Origin of the sequence: Pseudomonas syringae, from assembly GCF_001698815.1 — a bacterium.
GTDB classification, from domain to species: Bacteria; Pseudomonadota; Gammaproteobacteria; order Pseudomonadales; family Pseudomonadaceae; genus Aquipseudomonas; species Aquipseudomonas syringae_A.
The window spans coordinates 11,975-31,142 of the sequence record NZ_LGSI01000060.1 but is presented as its reverse complement, the minus strand read 5'-3'; the positions used below and the strand labels follow the sequence as shown (position 1 = coordinate 31,142).

The following is a 19,168-nucleotide window of genomic DNA, read 5'->3' as shown; positions in this document are numbered from 1 at the left end:
GGGATGGTGATTATGGATTATCTCGAAGCTATTCGCCTAGGTAAGAAACACGGCCTTCCTTATCATGAGATAGCTAGAAAACTGTACTTGAGCTACCCTACACACGCCTTTGTCGGCGCTGAGGAGGAGCAGTATCGTATATTTAATGCTATTTCAATGTTTTTCAATATTCCTATAACATCCGTTCAAGTGGCAGGCTCTGCGAAAACGGGTCACAGCTTCCACAAAGGAACGTGTTTTACGGCCGGCATTTCTGATCTTGATATCGCCATCATTGATAGTGGACTGTTTATTAAGTATATGGAGCTTGTCTGCGCGACAACTAGAAACTATACAGATCTAACGCGCTTTCCTTCTCGTAGAGGAGTCTCTACATCTGACACCTATTTGGACTATTTATCTAGGGGGATATTTAGACCTGATTTGATGCCTTCTGGTAATAAACGTGCTGAAGTCAATGATTTTTTTGGCCAGCTGTCTGCGTTGCATGGAAGCCTTTTTAGCACTATAAATGTAGCATTTTATTTGTCTCATTCTTTTTTCGAGAAAAAGCAAAGATCGACTATAAAGTTATTTTTGGATAAGGATATTTACTAATGGTTGAATATCGTGTTCGTTCTGTATCACTTCTTAATTTGGTTAATGATATTCGCTCCGGTAGATTGATTCCGGATGCATATTTTCAGCGCAATTTGGTTTGGCGTGACGTGCATAAACGTGAATTTATCAGGACGATTCTACTGGGCTTTCCATTCCCACAAATTTTCATATCTAAAGGTAAGGTTGATGTCAAGACAATGTCGACCACGTCATGCATCGTGGATGGCCAGCAAAGAAGTAACGCAATTGTTTCTTTTATTCTAGGCGAGTTAGATGTCGACGGTTTTAAATATAGTGAAATGCCGGAAACTCAAAAAGCTGAGTTTTTGAAGTATGAAGTCGCCGTGATTGAATTGGATTTAGAGAATGATGATCCTAAAGTCCAAGACATATTTCAGCGCATAAATCGAACATCTAATTCATTGACTTCTATCGAAAAGCTGGCTTCCGCATACTCCACTTCGGATTATATGCTTGTCGCAAAGTTCTTGTCTGATCATATCTCTTTGGAGCGTAGTGGAGAAGATGATTTCAGAGAAGATCCGAATATACCGGAGGAGTTTTTTACTTGGGCAAATTCTAAAAAAGTCAAAAATTTTTCCAAGCTTATGAATGAAAAGGGTGTTTTCAATGCGCATGAAATTGCCAGAAAAACAAATCTCATGCATGTTTTAAATATCATGGCGGCCGTTATTGGCGGGTTCTCTAATCGAAATGAGAAAGCAATACAGCACCTAGATGACTATGCTCTAAAGTTTGACGGAAAGGATCTTGTCGTAGATTCTTTAGAGGCTGCCGCTGAGTTGTTTCTAAAACTCGGGTTTCGAGGGAAGTCCTATTGGCTCAATAAAGCGAATTTTTATTCACTTATTGTTGCCTTTGTTCTTGTCGCTAACGAAGGTGGTATTTTGCAGGCTGTCAAAGTTAGAGAGTCTTTAGATAAATTTGAGAAAGAGCTACCTGATGATTACCGATTAGCAGCAACTGAGGCGGTTAACAGTACTAGGGCTCGTCAATTGAGAAATAAATACCTATTGGCTCTACTTAAAAGCTGATTTGACGGTTTAGGCTTGGCTGTAAATAGGGCTGTATTTAAATAAAAAGCCAAGAGGCTAACGCTTCTTGGCTTTTTTAATATAATCAATAAAACCTTAATTCATTAATCCCAGTTCAACGCCCCACCAGCCTGATACTCAATAATCCGTATCTCAAAGAAGTTCTTCTCTTTCTTCAAGTCCATGATTTCGCTCATCCATGGGAACGGGTTAGTCGTGCCTGGGTATTCTTCTTTCAAACCGATTTGCGAAAGACGACGGTTCGCGATGAATTTGAGGTAGTCCTCCATCATTGCGGCGTTGATGCCCAGTACGCCGCGCGGCATGGTGTCGCGGGCGATTTCGATTTCCAGTTGGGTGCCTTGCAAAATCATCTGGCTGGCTTCTTTTTTCATCTCGGCGTCCCACAGGTGTGGGTTTTCGATTTTGGTCTATCTAGTTGTCACCTCTCCCGGTCAGACCCAACCGCTTCAAAAAATAAACAACCCGCTCAGTCTCCTCAAACCCCAAAGCCTCATGCATCGAATGGCTCACCTGATTCTCCACTAACGCATCGGAAGCCAACTCTGTGCATCCCATTTCTACAGCCCACTGTTCAACGCCTGCTACGAGTTTGCGCGCAATACCTTGGCCTCGGCTGGCAGGCTGGACGTACAAGCCTTCGAGAAAGGCCACGGGCGAGGAGTGGGTGCCGTTGACGTAGTCGGCTCGGATTGAGGCTTCGGCAAAGCCTGGAACGTTGTCATTTTCCTCCGTGAAGACGAGGACAAGGTAGCGTTCTGGTTCGCTAAGGATGGTCTGTTTGTCGTGATCACTATCAGCGGCGGAGTCGGGCCACAGGGCTGTGCGTAGGGGTAGCCAGCCGTTGTAGTCAAGTAAAGTGCAGCGCTTGATCATCGAGGGAGTCTCGAGGGATTAACGGACGAAAATCATAAGGCAACCTTAGTCAGGCCTGATAGGTCGCTTTTGCGCTGTAGATCGCATCGCGAACAAGTTCGCTCCTACAGGGGGCTGAGGATCAGGTCATTTTTCGCCGGTCATAAAAAAGCCAGAAGCACATCACGCTTCTGGCTTTTTGGTTACCGCTTCAGGGCTTTGCAGCCCTGATGATCAATCCCAGCTCAACGCCCCACCCGTCTGATACTCAATAACCCGAGTCTCAAAGAAGTTCTTCTCTTTCTTCAAGTCCATGATTTCGCTCATCCATGGGAACGGGTTGGTCGTACCTGGGTACTCTTCTTTCAAACCGATTTGCGAAAGGCGACGGTTCGCGATGAATTTGAGGTAGTCCTCCATCATTGCTGCGTTCATGCCCAGTACGCCGCGAGGCATGGTGTCGCGGGCGTATTCGATTTCCAGTTGGGTGCCTTGCAGAATCATCTGGCTGGCTTCTTCCTTCATCTCGGCGTCCCACAGGTGTGGGTTTTCGATTTTGATCTGGTTGATCACGTCGATGCCGAAGTTCAGGTGCATGGATTCGTCGCGCAGGATGTATTGGAACTGCTCGGCGACGCCGGTCATTTTGTTGCGGCGGCCCATGGAGAGGATCTGGGTGAAGCCGCAATAGAAGAAGATGCCTTCCAGAACGCAGTAGTAGGCGATCAGGTTGCGCAGCAGTTCTTTGTCGGTGTCGACGGTGCCGGTTTCGAACTTCGGATCGGAGATCGAACGGGTGTATTTCAGACCCCAGGCGGCTTTTTTCGCGACCGATGGGATCTCGTGGTACATGTTGAAGATCTCGCCTTCATCCATGGCCAGCGATTCGATGCAGTACTGGTAAGCGTGGGTGTGGATCGCTTCTTCGAAGGCCTGGCGCAGGATGTACTGGCGGCACTCCGGGTTGGTGATCAGGCGGTACACGGCCAGCACGAGGTTGTTGGCAACCAGGGAGTCGGCGGTGGAGAAGAAGCCCAGGTTGCGCATGACGATGCGGCGCTCGTCGTCGGTCAGGCCTTCCGGGTCTTTCCAGACGGCGATGTCGGCGGTCATGTTGACTTCTTGCGGCATCCAGTGGTTTGCGCAACCGTCCAGGTACTTCTGCCAGGCCCAGTCGTACTTGAAGGGCACGAGCTGGTTAAGGTCGGCGCGGCAGTTGATCATCATTTTTTCGTCAACGGCAACGCGAGCGCTGGCGCCTTCGAGTTCGGCCAGGCCTTCAGCGACGTCCAGTGCGTCCAGCGCTTTTTTCGCGCGGATCAGGGCAGGGGAGTCTTTGTCGGTGATGTTGCGTGCTTCGGTCGCCGCGGCGCCACCGGCGCTGTCGAGGCGGTCCATGTTGGCTTCGTTGGCGTGACCGGCGTTGGTCGCTTTGGCGACTACTTCGCCGTCTTCTTTATCGAATTCGTCCCAGCTCAGCATGGTGGAAGCTCCTGAATTTGAAAGGATGTAGTGCCTGCGTCGTGTTGATGACGCTGGCAACGGAATTTTCGAGTATTCACTCGGGGTCTCGTGATTGGCCGGCTTATTAAGCAGGCGGTCGCTCACTGGATTTGCTGCCGCGGCGGCGGTGCCTCACAGGCGAGCAAAGCGGGTAGAGGATGCTTTCAGGTAAGACGATATTGCTGTGGCAATTGGTCATTTTATTACCCTGGAGCGAGCGCGGGATTATACAGATTTTGCCCGGCACTTGTTCATCCGTGACTGAGTTTTGGTAGGCGACTTTCGCTTTTTCTTTCGCGTTTGCGCATTCATTCCCAATTACAGGGAAATGAGCGAAAAACGAAGCGGAATCCCTTATGTGGTGTTTTTTTACATTTCGAAACGCAGCATATAGTGTGAGCCATTCGACGGCAATCGCTGTTGCGTACGTTTCCGGATAAGAATTCCTGGCTTGATTAAGGTCAATATTCCGAGAGGCCGGGGATAAAGGGCTTCGCAGGGGATGGGAGGTTTTTGCGCAAGGATTCAGCCGAGGATTCCACCTTCAAAAACGACGGACGGTTTTCGCTGTATTTCAGATCGATGATGAAAGTTAACTACTGATTGGTTGTCCAACACACCGCTCAAACACACCCGTCAGCGCTTTGTAATCGCAAACCACCGCATCAATATTGGCTTGGAGCCACACCTGCGCATCCACTGCCCACCAGCTGATTTCGTATCCCGCATTGACGATGATGTGTTCGAACAGGATGCGTTGTGCTCGGCCGTTGCCTTCTCTGAAAGGATGTACAACATTCAAGTCACCAAACAACTCTGCGCTTGCAGCGACAAGGGCTGAGCGATCGAGCCCTTGGAACCAGTTAGCTTGGGCAAGGTCAGTGAATAGCTTTTTAGCTTCGGGTTCGATGCGACTGGTCGTGCAGAAGTGGGTTGAGTCTTTGGATATGTCGACAGTGCGCAGCTCTCCGGCCCATTCATAGAGGTCAGCAAACAATCTGCGATGCACGGATTGCAGGTAAGAAAGGTCGTAGGGAGGTGGTGCAAATTCGATGGCATCCGCAGCGACCTCAGAAAGGGCACGCTCAGCTTCTGACAACGTTTGATCATCAGTCAGATCAAGAAGATTTCGCAGGACCGATGTGCCGGGATAGCAATAAGGATCCTGACCGACGCCGTACTTGTCGAGCATCAGCTCTGCTTGTTGCGATAGGTTTTCAACAATTCTTCGCGGGACGCGAGTGTGCGTTCAGCGTCTAGTGGCGTTGTATCAAAGCCTTCCAGGCGCAGGCTTGCTGCGTAGTTTGATCTGCGTGTTTTAGCGCAATAGGCTTTTTTTGCGGCAAGGGAGGGGGTGGGCATGGTGGCGACCTCCAGGTTCGAAAGAAGCTCAGTGTAGCGGAAAGGATGGTGGAGCGGTGATAGGCCGGGAGGGTTTGATGCTCCCGGGTTTTGCGTATACCAACAGTTATATCGTGCGGGCCTTATTCGCGGGCAAGCCTCGCTCCAACGGGGGCGGGGTTGGCCTTATTCGCGAGCAAGCTCGCTCCCACGGGCGTGTGGGAGCGGGCTGGGCTTTGCCTTATTGGCAAGCCTCGCAATCCGGCTCGTCGATAGCGCAGGCTTTAGGCACTGGCGCTGGACCGGCCGGGGCGGCTTCGGTTGGGTGCGGGGCGGTGATCGCCGTGTCGTCCGGACCCAGGCCGCCGCTCGATACTGCGTTGAGCTTGCCGGTGTTGACGGTGGATTTCTCGGTGCTGGTCGCGGCCAGGGCACGGAGGTAGTAAGTGGTTTTCAGACCACGGTACCAAGCCATGCGGTAGGTCACGTCCAGCTTCTTGCCCGATGCGCCAGCGATGTACAGGTTCAGCGACTGAGCCTGGTCGATCCACTTCTGACGACGGCTTGCCGCGTCGACGATCCACTTGGTGTCCACTTCGAAGGCGGTCGCGTAAAGCTCTTTGAGCTCCTGCGGGATGCGTTCGATTTGTTGTACGGAACCATCGTAGTACTTCAGGTCGTTGATCATGACCGAATCCCACAGGTCGCGGGCTTTAAGGTCGCGGACCAGGTACGGGTTGATCACGGTGAACTCGCCGGAGAGGTTCGATTTCACGTACAGGTTCTGGTAGGTCGGTTCGATCGACTGCGATACGCCGGTGATGTTGGCGATGGTCGCGGTCGGTGCGATGGCCATGATGTTGGAGTTACGAATGCCTTTCTGCACACGGGCACGTACCGGCGCCCAGTCCAGGGTTTCGTTCAGGTCAACGTCGATGTACTTCTGGCCACGCTGTTCGATCAGGATCTGTTGCGAATCCAGCGGCAGGATGCCTTTGGACCACAGCGAACCCTGGAACGTCTCGTAAGCGCCGCGCTCGTCGGCCAGATCGCAGGAAGCCTGGATCGCGTAGTAGCTGACGGCTTCCATGGAACGGTCGGCGAATTCCACAGCGGCATCGGAGCCGTAAGGAATGTGTTGCAGGTACAGCGCGTCCTGGAAGCCCATGATGCCCAGGCCAACCGGACGGTGGCGCAGGTTGGAGTTCTTGGCTTGCGGCACCGAGTAGTAGTTGATGTCGATCACGTTATCGAGCATGCGCACGGCAACGTCGATGGTGCGCTTGAGCTTGTCGGTGTCCAGCTTGCCGTCGACGATGTGGTTCGGCAGGTTGATCGAGCCCAGGTTGCAGACGGCAATCTCGTCCTTGTTGGTGTTCAGGGTGATCTCGGTGCACAGGTTCGAGCTGTGGACCACGCCCACGTGCTGCTGCGGGCTGCGCAGGTTGCACGGGTCTTTGAAGGTCAACCATGGGTGGCCGGTTTCGAACAGCATCGAGAGCATCTTGCGCCACAGATCCTTGGCCTGGATGGTCTTGAACAGTTTCACTTTGCCTGGGTATTCGGTCAGCGCTTCGTAGTACTCGTAACGCTCCTGGAACGCCTTGCCGGTCAGGTCGTGCAGATCCGGCACTTCCGATGGCGAGAACAGGGTCCACGGGCCGTCATCGAAGACGCGCTTCATGAACAGGTCAGGGATCCAGTTGGCGGTGTTCATGTCGTGGGTACGACGGCGATCATCACCGGTGTTCTTGCGCAGCTCGATGAACTCTTCGATGTCCATGTGCCAGGTTTCCAGGTATGCACACACAGCGCCTTTGCGCTTGCCGCCCTGGTTGACTGCTACGGCGGTGTCGTTGACGACTTTCAGGAACGGCACGACGCCCTGGGATTTGCCGTTGGTGCCCTTGATGTAAGAGCCCAGCGCACGAACCGGCGTCCAGTCGTTGCCCAGGCCGCCTGCGAATTTGGACAACATGGCGTTGTCGTGGATCGCGTGGTAGATGCCCGACAGGTCATCCGGCACGGTGGTCAGGTAGCAGCTGGACAGCTGCGGACGCAGAGTACCGGCGTTGAACAGGGTCGGCGTCGAGGACATGTAGTCGAAGGACGACAACAGGTTGTAGAACTCGATGGCGCGATCTTCCCTGGCGTTCTCTTCGATCGCCAGGCCCATGGCCACACGCATGAAGAAGATCTGCGGCAGTTCGAAACGCACGCCATCCTTGTGGATGAAGTAACGGTCGTACAGGGTTTGCAGGCCCAGGTACGTGAACTGCTGATCGCGCTCGTGGTTGATCGCCTTGCCCAGTTTCTCAAGGTCGAAGCTGGCCAGGATCGGGTTGAGCAGTTCGTATTGAATGCCTTTGGCGATGTACGAAGGCAGGGCCTTGGCGTACAGGTCGACCATTTCGTGGTGAGTGGCGCTGTCGGCGACTTCCAGGAAACTCAGGCCTTCGGCACGCAGGGTGTCCATCAGCAGGCGGGCGGTGACGAACGAGTAGTTCGGCTCACGTTCGACCAGGGTACGCGCGGTCATCACCAGTGCGGTGTTGACGTCTTTGAGCGCCACGCCGTCGTACAGGTTTTTCAGGGTTTCGCTCTGGATCAGGTTCGCATCGACTTCTTCCAGCCCTTCGCAGGCTTCAGTGACGATGGTGTTCAGGCGACCCATGTCCAGCGGCGCAACGCTGCCGTCGGCGCGGGTGATGCGGATCGATGGGTGCGCCTGGACCGGTGCTTCGCTGGTGCGGACGGCACGTTCCTTGGCGCGGGAATCACGGTAGATCACGTAGTCGCGGGCGACTTTCTGCTCGCCGGCGCGCATCAGGGCCAGTTCGACCTGATCCTGGATTTCTTCGATGTGGATGGTGCCGCCCGAAGGCATGCGACGCTTGAAGGTAGCGCTGACTTGTTCGGTCAGGCGCGCAACGGTGTCGTGGATACGCGAAGACGCAGCGGCGGTACCGCCCTCAACTGCGAGAAACGCTTTGGTGATGGCGACGGTGATTTTGTCATCTGTGTACGGGACGACGGTGCCGTTACGCTTGATCACGCGCAGCTGGCCGGGAGCGGTCGCGGACAGGTCCTGTTGCGATTGGCCTGACTGCGGCGCCGGGTTCGGCGAGTTCTCGCGAGTTGTGTCTGTTTGCATGGGTGTCTCCACGTTCTTTAAGTTTGTTTGGGTACTGGTCCGTACCCACCGTTCCGTCTTGAAGGCATTCAGTCGACAAAGGTCGGCTGTAACGACTTCAAAATGGATAAAGGACGGCGGATCGCGCCGTCCCGGCTTTGAAGTCAAAAAAGGTAACGAATCGTTGCTCGTTACCTCTGGGAAATCTCTGGAAGCGTGCTCGTTTTATATTGCAACAAATGTACTGATCTGCCGTAGTCAACGGGACGTGCAGCTCAGGCTCTGGCGGGAGAAGCTTTGGCCACCAATCGGGCCTTTGGTTCACCCTACAAACCTTGAGAAAAATGCTTGAAATTCCCGTTCTACTTGTGTTGGGTTTTTATCGCAAAACCCTATATGTAGGGTTTTTTTCGCGTCGGGCTACAAGATAATGCGTTTTGGACATCAATTGCAACGCATGATCTGTGGATAAAGCTGTGTGTAAATCCTGTATGAAATGCCCAAACTGCGTGTAGGCCGCAGAACTACTGGACCTGACCGTTTGTCATGCTTGTTAACGATTTTTTACAGCTGCCGAGGGTTTTTTGCGGGCGCGAACCCTATCACAAAAAATGCATCTCGCAAGCCCGATCTGGCATGTGGTGTGCTTGGTGCGGACGGTTGCTACACTCGCTGCCAATTGCGCTCCGGTTTGGCCCATTTCGGCTGGCAAAAGCTCATTAATAAGAACAACAGCTCAAGAGGCCCCTTGTGGAGCGAGAAGCCTGGCACGTATTGATTGTCGAGGATGACCGGCGTCTGGCCGAGCTGACCCGCGATTACCTTGAGAACAACGGTTTGCGGGTCAGCATCGAAGGTGACGGCGCCCTGGCGGCTGCGCGGATCCTTGAGGAACAGCCTGATCTGGTGATTCTGGACCTGATGCTGCCCGGCGAAGATGGCCTGAGTATCTGTCGCAAGGTGCGCGACCGCTTCGACGGGCCGATCCTGATGCTCACGGCGCGTACCGACGATTCCGATCAAATCCAGGGACTGGACACCGGCGCGGATGATTTTGTCTGCAAGCCGGTGCATCCGCGCGTGCTGCTGGCGCGGATTCATGCGCTGTTGCGTCGCAGCGAACCGCCGCAGGCTCCGGCTGGCGAATTGCGGCGGCTGGTGTTCGGTCCGCTGGTGGTCGACAACGCATTGCGTGAAGCCTGGTTGCAGGGCCGCAGTATCGACCTGACCAGCGCTGAGTTCGATCTGCTTTGGTTGTTGGTGGCCAATGCCGGGCGGATTCTGTCCCGGGAAGAAATCTTCACCGCGCTGCGTGGTTTCGGTTACGACGGCCAGGACCGCTCGATAGACGTACGCATCTCGCGCATTCGCCCCAGGATTGGCGACGATCCAGACCATCCACGCCTGATCAAGACCGTGCGCAGCAAGGGCTATCTATTCGTGCCGGAAGCGGCGCAGGCGATGCCGCTTTCATGATGGGCAACGCGTCGTTGGAGCGAGGCTTGCCCGCGAAGAGGCCGGGACAGGCTCCGGCTGTCTCGCTGACTGCACCGACGTCCTCCCGGATAAATCCGGTCCTACAGGGCCGCGCCGATTTCGAAATTGTAGGAGCGAATTTATTCGCGAAGAGGCCCGACCAGTGAGTGCATCGTCGCCTGACACACCGCTTTCGCGAACACGTTCGCTCCCACAGAAAATCATCTTCTTATGAACTCAATCTTCCTGCGCATCTACGGCGGCATGCTGGGCGTGCTCGTTCTGGTCGCACTGCTGGGCGTGTTGAGCCTGCACCTGCTCAATCAGGTCCGCACCGAGCAGTACCGTGATCAGCTGGCCCACGGCACGTTTGCGTTGATGGCCGACAATCTGCAACTGATGGATGCTATCGAACGTCATCGTGCCCTGGCGGTGTGGGAGCGGTTGCTGGGCATACCGCTGAGCCTGCAAACCGCCGAGCAGGCGCACGTGAGCGGCGGCACGCGCAATCGTCTGCAACGCGGGCAAGTGGTGGTGGAGCAGACTGGCCCGCACGCCGCCAAGGTTTACCGGCAGATCAGCAACAGCGAGCCGTTGCTGCTGACCGGCGAAGTGCAGCAGATCACCGAGCAGCTGGCGCGGGCGACGATTTTCTTATTGATCGATGAACTGGTGCGTTTCCCGGTCGCCGAGCAGCCGGCCCGCCTCGAAGCGCTGCGCCTGAGCAAAGGCTTCGGTTTCGATCTGCAGCTGATCCCGCTGGACAAGGCCGACGTGGATGATGATCAGCGCCGCCGGGTTTACGAGGGCGATACGGTCATGGCGCTGGGCAAGGGCGGCGATTCGATCCGGGTGTTTGCTGGCATCGTCGACACGCCCTGGGTGCTGGAAATCGGTCCGCTGTATCAGATGAGCCCGTATCCGCCCGAGTTGCTGGTGTTGATCGCTTTTCTTGGGCTGTGTTTGATCGGTCTGGTGGTGTATTTGCTGGTGCGTCGCCTTGAGCGACGCCTGCTGGAGCTGGAGGCCGCCGCCACGTTGATCGCTCAGGGCAGCCTGGAAACCCGAGTGCCGGACTCCGGCGCGGATTCGGTCGGTCGGCTGGCAGTGGCGTTCAACGGCATGGCCGAGCACTTGCAACGCTCCCTGACCATTCAGCGCGAACTGGTGCGCGCCGTCTCCCATGAGCTGCGCACGCCCGTGGCGCGCCTGCGCTTCGGGCTGGAAATGATCGGCGACGCCACGACTCCTGAAACCCGGCATAAATACATGGTCGGCATGGACAGCGATATCCAGGACCTCGACAAGCTGGTTGATGAAATGCTGACCTATGCGCGCCTGGAACAGGGCGCGCCGACCCTGAATTTCCAGAGCATTGATTTGCAGCGTTTGCTTGATCAGGTGATTGCCGAGCTGGCGCCATTGCGCGCCGATGTGCGCGTGTCGCGCGGCGTCTGTGCCGAGCTTGCCGAGGGCGAGACCGCCTGGGTTGAGGCCGAGCCGCGTTACCTGCATCGGGCGCTGCAGAATCTGGTGAGCAATGCGATGCGTCATGCTGAATCCGAGGTGCGGATCAGCTTCGAACTGTCGCCGGAGCGTTGCCGAATCGATATCGAAGACGACGGGCCGGGCATTCCCGAAAGCGCCTGGGACCGCATCTTCACACCCTTCATGCGCCTCGACGACAGCCGCACCCGCGCCTCCGGCGGCCATGGTTTGGGGCTGTCGATCGTTCGGCGCATCATCCATTGGCATGGCGGCCGGGCCTTGATCGGCCGCAGTTCCAGCCTGGGCGGCGCATGTTTCAGCCTGGCCTGGCCGCGCACGCAGGAGCCGCAATGAAGTTCGTGGGTGCGCTGCAACCCTTCGGACGCACGCTGCTGGCCGCCGACACTGCACAGCCGTTGCACGGCGTGCCGGAACTGCTCAGGCCCGAGGTGCTGGATGCGCTGCTGTTGAAGGTCTACGGCCCGGAATTGATCGCCAGCCATTTCCCGGTGTTGGTGTCCCAATGGTCCAAGTATTACTTCATGCAGTTGATTGCGCCGGTGCTGGTCGGCAGTTTGCTGGGCGACTGGCGCTGGCCGCTGGCGCTTGAACAGGTGAGGCTGGCGCTGGATGAGCGCGGCTTGCCCGCAGGGGTCTGGCTCGGTGCGGGCCGGGTTTGTCGACTTGAAAGTCCTGAGCCTTTTGCCGAATTGCTTGATGACAATTTGCAGCCGTTCATTGCGGCATTAGCGGATTACGGCGGTGTGGCGAGCAGCGTTCTGTGGGGCAACGCCGGGGATTATCTGGAAACCTGCCTGCACCAGTTGCGCCCGTTAACCGACCAATCACTGGATGACGGCTATGCGCTGCTCAATCTCAAAAAGCGACCGGATGGACGGCCTAACCCGTTATTCAAGGCCGTGAGCTATATCGGCAAGCCGCCACGCCGTCAGCGTCGCAGCTGTTGCTTGAGTTATCAGGTGGAGTGGGTTGGGCGGTGTGAGCATTGTCCGCTTTTGGCGAGCAGCACGTAGATCAAGATCGGTACAGACTGTGTGAAAACGTCACGAGCGAAGGCAAGACAAGGCAAAAACAGGCGGAAAAGCGGAGTCTAGGTGTTCTAAATGAGCATTTTCCGCCTGTTTTTAACGCAGTATTGCCGAGCGCAGTAGTTTTCACACAGTCTGGGTAGGAGGGGACTTGTCCCCGATTGCAATGGGTCAGGCAAGGAGACTGTCGGGGATTTGACGACGCCTTCGGGGACAAGTCCCCTCCTACCTGTTCATTGTCTGCTGCGCGACAACGTGGTGTCAGGAATCGGTGAAACCCTTATCAAGCCGCAATACTCACCAGACTCAACACATGCGCATCCTGCACGCTGAATTGCCCCTCCAGCTCCTTGCCGTTGTGCCATTCGCTGGACAGGTCGGTCAGCAGGCGCAGGCGGGCGTGGCCGTCGTCGGACCATTCCAGCAATTGCGCATGTTCGAAGTAAAAGCGCTTTTGCACGATGGGATACAGCGCCTTGAACAGCGCTTCCTTGATGGAAAACGTCAGGGTGACCCGTAACGCGATCTGCTCGGCGCGGCCAGCGGTCATTTGCGCCATTTCCTCAGGTGTGAGGATTTCCCCTGCCAGTCGCGTGGCACGTTCCGGGCTGAGCATATTTTCCGTGTCCAGCCCCAGTCCGCGCCATTGCTGCTTGTGGGCCACGATGGCAGCGGCCCAGCCGGTGCTGTGGGTGATCGACCCGCAAATATCAGCAGGCCAGATCGGCGCCCGGTCTTCACCCATGTCGGGCGCCAATTGCCGCCCATCCAGTCGCCGCATGGCTTCCATGGCGCATAACCGCCCGGCGAGAAACTCGGTCTGCCGCTTGGCGACCGAGCGTTGGATGCTGGCGGGCTGGGAGATCAGGCAGCGCTGGAAATCGCCTTCCAGCAGTTGAGCAGGATTGAAACGACCGCTCACCAACACCGTGCCGTCCAGGATTTGAGGCAATGGCCAATGATGAGTCAGCGCGGGGCAGCAGGCGGGCAGTGTCGTGGTTTGAGTCATGGTCGGCATTTTGCCGGGGGAATGGGAAATGGGGAAGGGCGGTGAATACGCGGTGGGAGCGAGCTTGCTCGCGAAGGCAGTGGTTGAGGTCCGGAATATCTTCCGGATGTACTTGCCCTTTCGCGAGCAAGCTCGCTCCCACGATTTCGCGGTTTTTAAACCCCAAACACCCGCTTCAAAAACACCTGCATGTCCGTCCACGAGCTCTTATCGGCCGCCTTGTTGTAACCGATGTCCGGGCCGCCGTGTTCGCCGTGGCTGAGGCGGTCGGCGTCGGGGTTGGTGAAGCCGTGTTTGGCGCCTTCTATGCTGACGAACTTATAGTCGGCGCCGGCCTTGTCCATTTCGTTCTTGAATGCCGCGACGTTTTCCGGGGTGACCATGCTGTCCTTGGCGCCATGTTCCACCAGCATTGGCACTTTCACGCTGCCGGGTGTGGCGGGCGTGTCGGTGACCAGCGCGCCGTGGAAGCTGACCACGCCGGCCAGGGCTTCACCGCGACGGGCGGCGTCGAGCACGATCTTGCCGCCGAAGCAGTAGCCGATGGCGGCGACCTTGTTCGGGTTGGTCTGTGGCTGTTTTTTCAACTGCTCAAGCCCGGCATCGAAGCGCTGGGCGGCGGCCTTGCTGTCCTTGAGCGCTGCCTGCATGAAGGCCATGGCGTCTTTGGGGTGTTCGGTGTTCTTGCCTTCGCCATACCTATCGATGGCCATGGCGCTGTAACCCAGCGCGGCCAGTTGACGGGCGCGGTGCTTGGCGTAGTCGTTCAGCCCCACCATTCGTGGACGACAATGATGCCGGGGCGCTGGCCTTTGATGGCGTCGTCGTAAGCGTAATAACCCACCAGTTTGGTGCCGTCGGCGCTTTGATAGTCCACCTGTCGGGTCTTGATTTCCGCCTGGGCCAGGCTTGCCAGGCCCATCATCAGCAATGCAATCCAGAAACGCATGATCAGCTCCTTCTCTTGATAAACGCGGTGGCGCGGGATGATGGGCAAGCCTAGTCGATTGTGCCCGTCGGTGTGGCAGCGGATGCGGTAGATAGTTATTCAGCCGCCGTACAGAACCTATGCGAGGGTGTTCAGGGTCGGTTCAGGGCGCCGGGATTAGTCTGAACCCGTACTCAGACAGCGCGATGCGCGAGCGGAGGTGACTATGCTGACATTCAACAAGTTTTTCCTGGCCCTGGCTTTTCTCGGTGGCAGTGCGGCTGCGCAGGCCGCCGATGGCGCGCTGGAACTGACGCCGTTGCCGCCGGGCAAGACCAGCGAGCGCATGGACCGAACCGAGAGCGAACTCCGCCACGGGACGAGCAATGTGTGGAGCCAGGGCTTGAGCCAGCAGAATGCCGATCATCCGCATGCAAGCCAGCCGTATTATTCGGTCGGTTATCAAAATCTTTCCGGCACGCATAATGGCATGCCGGTGGCACGGGAAAGCCTGTCGGGGTATTACGATGTGGGTCTGGTGCAGGTTGGCAGCACTAATCTGTTCAGGGCAGGCACAATCGGCCCAGGCGATTCGGTCCAGGCGTCGACGAGTTTGACCAGCAGCCCGCAAGACTGGCTGCCGACACAGTACCGGTTGTGATTCACAGATCAGGCCTGCGGGAGACCCGGTAGGAGGGGACTTGTCCCCGATGGCAATCAATCAGGCATTGAGAAACCGAAAGTCAACGCGGTCCGGGGTGAAGTTTTCGGGGACAAGTCCCCTCCTACCGATCCTCCCGAACTGAATTTCATCAAATTGAGCTGGCATGCCCAGGAGAGCGTCATGAAGTTGTTGGTGGTTGAGGATGAGGCCTTGTTGCGTCATCACTTGCTGACTCGTCTGACCGAGTCCGGTCACGTGGTCGAGGCGGTGGCCAATGCTGAGGAGGCGCTTTACCAGGCTGGACAGTTCAATCACGACCTCGCAGTGATTGACCTTGGTCTGCCCGGAATGGGCGGTCTGGACCTGATTCGCCAGTTGCGCGCCCTGGGCAAGGCGTTTCCGATCCTGATCCTGACCGCGAGGGGCAACTGGCAGGACAAGGTTGAAGGCCTGGCGGCGGGCGCGGATGACTACGTGGTCAAGCCGTTCCAGTTCGAAGAGCTGGAAGCACGCCTTAACGCGCTGCTGCGGCGCTCCAGCGGGTTCATTCAAGCGACGATTGTCGCCGGGCCGTTGTTGCTCGATCTCAACCGCAAGCAAGCGTCCATGGACGAGCAACCCTTGGCGCTGACCGCCTATGAATACCGGATTCTCGAATACCTGATGCGCCATCATCAGCAAGTGGTGCCCAAAGAGCGCCTGATGGAGCAGTTGTACCCCGATGATGAAGAGCGCGATCCCAATGTGATCGAGGTGCTGGTCGGCCGCCTGCGCCGCAAAATCGAAGGGGCCAACGCCTTCAAACCTATCGAAACCGTGCGCGGGCTGGGTTACCTGTTTTCCGAGCGCTGTAAATGATTCGTTCGCTGCACCTGCGGCTGCTGATCGGCGCCGCGACCCTGGCGGTGATTTTCATGTTGCTGATGCTGCCTGCCCTGCAAGGCGCTTTCAGCCTGGCATTGCGCGGCTCCATCGAGCAGCGCCTTGCGTCGGACGTCACAACGCTGATTTCCGCCGCGCGGGTCGAAGACGGTCGCCTGCTGATGCCATCGGTACTGCCGGGTGAGCAGTTCAACCTGCCGTCCAGCCGCCTGTTGGGTTACATCTATAACCGTCAGGGCGAACTGGTCTGGCGTTCGCTGGCCACTGAAGACGAATTCATCGATTACCAGCCGCGTTATGACGGCAATGGCAGCGAGTTCGCCAAGATCAAAGAGCCTAATGGCGAAGAGTTCTTCGTCTATGACGTCGAAATCAAGCTGCTCGGCGGGCGTAATGCCGCGTTCAGCATCGTTGCCTTGCAACCGGTGCGCGAGTATCAGGAAACCGTGGCGGCGCTGCGGGAAAAACTCTATCTGGGCTTCGGCGCTGCGTTGTTGGTGTTATTGGCGCTGCTCTGGATCGGTTTGACCTGGGGCTTGCGCGCGTTGCGCGGTTTGAGTCAGGAGCTTGATCAGGTGGAATCCGGCGCGCGGGACAGCCTGAGTGAAAATCATCCCAGCGAACTGTTGCGGCTTACCGGTTCCTTGAACCGTCTGCTGCTCAGCGAGCGCGAGCAACGCATCCGTTATCGCGATTCCCTCGGCGATCTGGCCCATAGCCTGAAAACCCCGTTGGCGGTGTTGCAGGGTGTCAGCGAAACCATGGCCAAGCGCCCGGAAGACCTGGAACAGGCGCGTATTCTGCAATCGCAGATCGAGCGCATGAGTCAGCAGATCGGTTACCAATTGCAACGCGCCAGCCTGCGCAAGAGTGGTCTGGTGCGGCATCACGTGGCATTGCGGCCGGTGGTGGAAAGCCTGTGCAACACGCTGGAAAAGGTCTATCGCGACAAGCAGGTCAAAGTCACGCTGGATCTGCCTGAAGAGTGCGTGGTGCCCATGGAGCAGGGCGCCCTGCTGGAAATGCTCGGCAATCTGCTGGAAAACGCCTATCGCCTGTGCCTCAGCGAAGTGCGGGTCAGCCTGCGTTCGGGTGAGGATGGCGATGAGTTGTGTGTCGAAGACGACGGCCCAGGCGTACCCGCAAGCCAGCGCGAACGCATTCTGCAACGGGGCGAACGACTGGATCGCCAGAACCCTGGCCAGGGCATCGGTCTGGCGGTGGTCAAGGACATCATCGAAAGCTATGGCGCGCGCCTGACTCTGGAGGATTCGTCTTTGGGCGGCGCGGCGTTCAGGATTCATTTCTGACTTTCGTAGAAGCGAACGTGTGTGGGAGCGACCGGGGTGGCGATCCACCTTGCTCGTGAAGCGGTGCACCTGGCCCACTGCTTCGTCAACAAGTTGGCCCCTGCAAAAAAGCCTTATGAGGCGGATACCCGCCACCGTCGCTGATAATTTCCGGCTTATAGGCGGAAAACCGCCACGCTAATGGCGGCTCAGAAAGTCCATTCAGCAGCAACCCCCTGCAACCATTGAACATCCAGAGCTTTTGCAGAACTGGCACGCACCTTGCGATATGTGCGGTAGAGGTCTGCTCCGTGCAGCTCGCCAAAACAAATCCCTCCAGTTGCAGGAGGGTTAGCTCGTTAGGTGCCGCGTGCGTCAGTTGGATGATGCCGACGACACTCTTGAGGACTTCAACATGACGACTCGTCAGCCCCTGTATAAATCCCTGTACTTCCAGGTGATCGTAGCAATCGTGATCGGCGTTCTGATCGGCCACTTCTATCCGGAAACCGGCAAGGCCCTCAAGCCGCTGGGCGACGGGTTCATCAAACTGATCAAGATGGTCATTGCCCCAATCATCTTCTGCACTGTGGTCAGCGGTATCGCTGGTATGCAGAACATGAAGTCGGTCGGCAAGACCGGCGGCTACGCGCTGCTGTACTTCGAAATCGTTTCTACTATTGCCTTGCTGATCGGTCTGGTCGTGGTCAACGTTGTTCAGCCGGGCGCCGGCATGAACATCGACGTCACCACCCTTGATGCCTCGAAAATCGCCGCTTATGTAACAGCGGGTAAAGACCAGAGCATCGTTGGCTTCATCCTTAACGTGATTCCGAACACCATTGTCGGTGCTTTCGCCAACGGCGATATCCTGCAAGTGTTGATGTTCTCGGTGATCTTCGGCTTCGCGCTGCATCGCCTGGGTGCCTACGGCAAGCCGGTCCTGGACTTCATCGATCGCTTCGCTCACGTGATGTTCAACATCATCAACATGATCATGAAGCTGGCGCCATTGGGTGCTTTCGGCGCCATGGCGTTCACCATCGGTGCCTACGGTGTGAGCTCGCTGGTGCAACTGGGCCAGTTGATGATCTGCTTCTACATCACCTGCGTCGTGTTTGTGCTGGTCGTACTGGGCGGCATCGCTCGCGCTCACGGTTTCAGCATCATCAAGCTGATCCGCTATATCCGTGAAGAGCTGCTGATCGTGCTGGGTACTTCCTCTTCGGAATCGGCACTGCCTCGCATGCTGATCAAGATGGAACGCCTGGGTGCACAGAAATCGGTGGTGGGTCTGGTGATCCCGACCGGCTACTCGTTCAACCTGGACGGTACTTCGATCTACCTGACCATGGCGGCCGTGTTCATCGCTCAAGCGACCAACACCCACATGGATATCACGCACCAGATCACCCTGCTGCTGGTATTGCTGCTGTCGTCCAAAGGTGCTGCTGGCGTGACCGGTAGCGGCTTTATCGTACTGGCTGCAACCCTGTCGGCTGTTGGCCACCTGCCGGTTGCCGGTCTGGCGCTGATCCTGGGTATCGACCGCTTCATGTCTGAAGCGCGCGCACTCACCAACCTGGTGGGCAACGCTGTTGCCACGCTGGTGGTTGCCAAGTGGGTCGGCGAACTCGACAACGACAAGCTGCAATCGGAGCTGATCTCCGGCGGCCGTGGCATCGACAACACCGGTCCGGTAGACGATCTGGGCGTAGCAGAACTGGCGCCTGAGCCGCTGACTCGCCCTATCCCGACACGTAAACCTATCTAAGGGTACGCGTCGCACCAAAAACCCATCTTCGGATGGGTTTTTTTATTCCTGCGATTGCCCGGCATGCTGTTCAACGGGGCTACGCTGAACGCACCTCAGTC

The 19,168-nt window shown here is 56.7% G+C and carries 15 protein-coding genes and 2 pseudogenes; 9 read left to right on the top strand and 8 right to left on the bottom strand.

Features of this window, described 5'->3' with window-relative positions; genetic code table 11:
- The first annotated feature begins 12 nt into the window (after positions 1-12).
- Both AFK24_RS21195 and AFK24_RS21190 read left to right on the top strand, forming a co-directional pair.
- The gene (locus AFK24_RS21195; protein ID WP_065835093.1) at positions 13-597 is read left to right on the top strand and encodes a hypothetical protein; all 585 of its coding nucleotides are present in this window, start codon (positions 13-15) and stop codon (positions 595-597) included.
- A complete protein-coding gene (locus AFK24_RS21190; protein ID WP_065835092.1) occupies positions 597-1,655 on the top strand; it encodes a DUF262 domain-containing protein in 1,059 nt (352 codons plus the stop codon). The genes AFK24_RS21195 and AFK24_RS21190 overlap by 1 nt, the downstream gene beginning before the upstream one ends.
- A gap of 104 nt (positions 1,656-1,759) precedes the next feature.
- Here AFK24_RS21190 and AFK24_RS21185 read toward each other — a convergent pair.
- The 6 genes and pseudogenes from AFK24_RS21185 to AFK24_RS21165 form a co-directional block, all read right to left on the bottom strand.
- Positions 1,760-2,083: pseudogene (locus AFK24_RS21185) on the bottom strand (ribonucleotide-diphosphate reductase subunit beta); the annotation flags it as partial.
- Positions 2,084-2,090: 7 nt separating this feature from the next.
- Complete coding sequence (gene aac(6') / locus AFK24_RS21180) at positions 2,091-2,552, bottom strand: aminoglycoside 6'-N-acetyltransferase (protein ID WP_065835090.1); 462 nt, start codon at positions 2,550-2,552, stop codon at positions 2,091-2,093.
- Positions 2,553-2,765: 213 nt separating this feature from the next.
- Entirely contained in the window at positions 2,766-4,013 is a 1,248-nt protein-coding gene (locus AFK24_RS21175; RefSeq protein ID WP_065835089.1) for a ribonucleotide-diphosphate reductase subunit beta, read from the bottom strand.
- A 613-nt stretch (positions 4,014-4,626) separates the two neighbouring features.
- Complete coding sequence (locus AFK24_RS21170; RefSeq protein WP_065835088.1) at positions 4,627-5,226, bottom strand: putative adenosine monophosphate-protein transferase Fic; 600 nt, start codon at positions 5,224-5,226, stop codon at positions 4,627-4,629.
- Positions 5,226-5,396 (bottom strand): YhfG family protein, encoded by a 171-nt coding sequence (locus AFK24_RS30910; RefSeq protein WP_139110554.1) that lies wholly within the window; start codon positions 5,394-5,396, stop codon positions 5,226-5,228. Before AFK24_RS30910 ends, AFK24_RS21170 begins: the two co-directional genes overlap by 1 nt.
- Positions 5,397-5,616: 220 nt before the next feature.
- Positions 5,617-8,529 (bottom strand): ribonucleoside-diphosphate reductase subunit alpha, encoded by a 2,913-nt coding sequence (locus AFK24_RS21165; protein ID WP_065835087.1) that lies wholly within the window; start codon positions 8,527-8,529, stop codon positions 5,617-5,619.
- Between the two features lie 729 nt (positions 8,530-9,258).
- Between AFK24_RS21165 and AFK24_RS21160 the strand changes: the two genes are divergently transcribed.
- From AFK24_RS21160 to fhuF, 3 genes are all read left to right on the top strand, one after another.
- Positions 9,259-9,984, top strand: a complete 726-nt coding sequence (locus tag AFK24_RS21160; protein ID WP_065835086.1) for a response regulator transcription factor — start codon at positions 9,259-9,261, stop codon at positions 9,982-9,984.
- Positions 9,985-10,215: 231 nt separating this feature from the next.
- Positions 10,216-11,826, top strand: a complete 1,611-nt coding sequence (locus AFK24_RS21155; RefSeq protein WP_065835085.1) for an ATP-binding protein — start codon at positions 10,216-10,218, stop codon at positions 11,824-11,826.
- Complete coding sequence (gene fhuF / locus AFK24_RS21150; RefSeq protein ID WP_065835084.1) at positions 11,784-12,506, top strand: siderophore-iron reductase FhuF; 723 nt, start codon at positions 11,784-11,786, stop codon at positions 12,504-12,506. Before AFK24_RS21155 ends, fhuF begins: the two co-directional genes overlap by 43 nt.
- 298 nt (positions 12,507-12,804) lie before the next feature.
- On the opposite strand, the gene AFK24_RS21145 is transcribed toward fhuF, so the two are convergent.
- Together AFK24_RS21145 and AFK24_RS21140 are read right to left on the bottom strand one after the other, a co-directional pair.
- Complete coding sequence (locus AFK24_RS21145; RefSeq protein ID WP_205884877.1) at positions 12,805-13,530, bottom strand: 4'-phosphopantetheinyl transferase family protein; 726 nt, start codon at positions 13,528-13,530, stop codon at positions 12,805-12,807.
- A gap of 155 nt (positions 13,531-13,685) precedes the next feature.
- Positions 13,686-14,479: pseudogene (locus AFK24_RS21140) on the bottom strand (dienelactone hydrolase family protein).
- 205 nt (positions 14,480-14,684) lie between these two features.
- Here AFK24_RS21140 and AFK24_RS21135 point away from each other — a divergent pair.
- The 4 genes from AFK24_RS21135 (at position 14,685) to AFK24_RS21120 (ending at position 19,067) form a co-directional block, all read left to right on the top strand.
- The gene (locus AFK24_RS21135) at positions 14,685-15,119 is read left to right on the top strand and encodes a hypothetical protein (protein WP_065835082.1); all 435 of its coding nucleotides are present in this window, start codon (positions 14,685-14,687) and stop codon (positions 15,117-15,119) included.
- Between the two features lie 183 nt (positions 15,120-15,302).
- Positions 15,303-15,980, top strand: a complete 678-nt coding sequence (locus AFK24_RS21130) for a response regulator transcription factor (RefSeq protein ID WP_065835081.1) — start codon at positions 15,303-15,305, stop codon at positions 15,978-15,980.
- Positions 15,977-17,314, top strand: coding sequence for an ATP-binding protein (locus tag AFK24_RS21125; protein WP_065835080.1), 1,338 nt, complete (start codon positions 15,977-15,979; stop codon positions 17,312-17,314). The genes AFK24_RS21130 and AFK24_RS21125 overlap by 4 nt, the downstream gene beginning before the upstream one ends.
- A 394-nt stretch (positions 17,315-17,708) precedes the next feature.
- On the top strand, positions 17,709-19,067 hold the full coding sequence (locus AFK24_RS21120) for a dicarboxylate/amino acid:cation symporter (RefSeq protein WP_065835124.1): 1,359 nt from the start codon (positions 17,709-17,711) through the stop codon (positions 19,065-19,067).
- Positions 19,068-19,168 lie beyond the last annotated feature (101 nt).

What these genes read in the sequence shown, in the direction of transcription:
- AFK24_RS21195 (WP_065835093.1), top strand. Translation starts at nt 13, where the DNA reads ATGGATTATCTCGAAGCTATTCGCCTAGGTAAGAAACACGGCCTTCCT.
- AFK24_RS21190 (WP_065835092.1), top strand. Translation starts at nt 597, where the DNA reads ATGGTTGAATATCGTGTTCGTTCTGTATCACTTCTTAATTTGGTTAAT.
- AFK24_RS21175 (WP_065835089.1), bottom strand. Translation starts at nt 4,013, where the DNA reads ATGCTGAGCTGGGACGAATTCGATAAAGAAGACGGCGAAGTAGTCGCC.
- AFK24_RS21170 (WP_065835088.1), bottom strand. Translation starts at nt 5,226, where the DNA reads ATGCTCGACAAGTACGGCGTCGGTCAGGATCCTTATTGCTATCCCGGC.
- AFK24_RS30910 (WP_139110554.1), bottom strand. Translation starts at nt 5,396, where the DNA reads ATGCCCACCCCCTCCCTTGCCGCAAAAAAAGCCTATTGCGCTAAAACA.
- AFK24_RS21165 (WP_065835087.1), bottom strand. Translation starts at nt 8,529, where the DNA reads ATGCAAACAGACACAACTCGCGAGAACTCGCCGAACCCGGCGCCGCAG.
- AFK24_RS21155 (WP_065835085.1), top strand. Translation starts at nt 10,216, where the DNA reads ATGAACTCAATCTTCCTGCGCATCTACGGCGGCATGCTGGGCGTGCTC.
- fhuF (WP_065835084.1), top strand. Translation starts at nt 11,784, where the DNA reads ATGTTTCAGCCTGGCCTGGCCGCGCACGCAGGAGCCGCAATGAAGTTC.
- AFK24_RS21145 (WP_205884877.1), bottom strand. Translation starts at nt 13,530, where the DNA reads ATGACTCAAACCACGACACTGCCCGCCTGCTGCCCCGCGCTGACTCAT.
- AFK24_RS21135 (WP_065835082.1), top strand. Translation starts at nt 14,685, where the DNA reads ATGCTGACATTCAACAAGTTTTTCCTGGCCCTGGCTTTTCTCGGTGGC.
- AFK24_RS21130 (WP_065835081.1), top strand. Translation starts at nt 15,303, where the DNA reads ATGAAGTTGTTGGTGGTTGAGGATGAGGCCTTGTTGCGTCATCACTTG.
- AFK24_RS21125 (WP_065835080.1), top strand. Translation starts at nt 15,977, where the DNA reads ATGATTCGTTCGCTGCACCTGCGGCTGCTGATCGGCGCCGCGACCCTG.
- AFK24_RS21120 (WP_065835124.1), top strand. Translation starts at nt 17,709, where the DNA reads ATGACGACTCGTCAGCCCCTGTATAAATCCCTGTACTTCCAGGTGATC.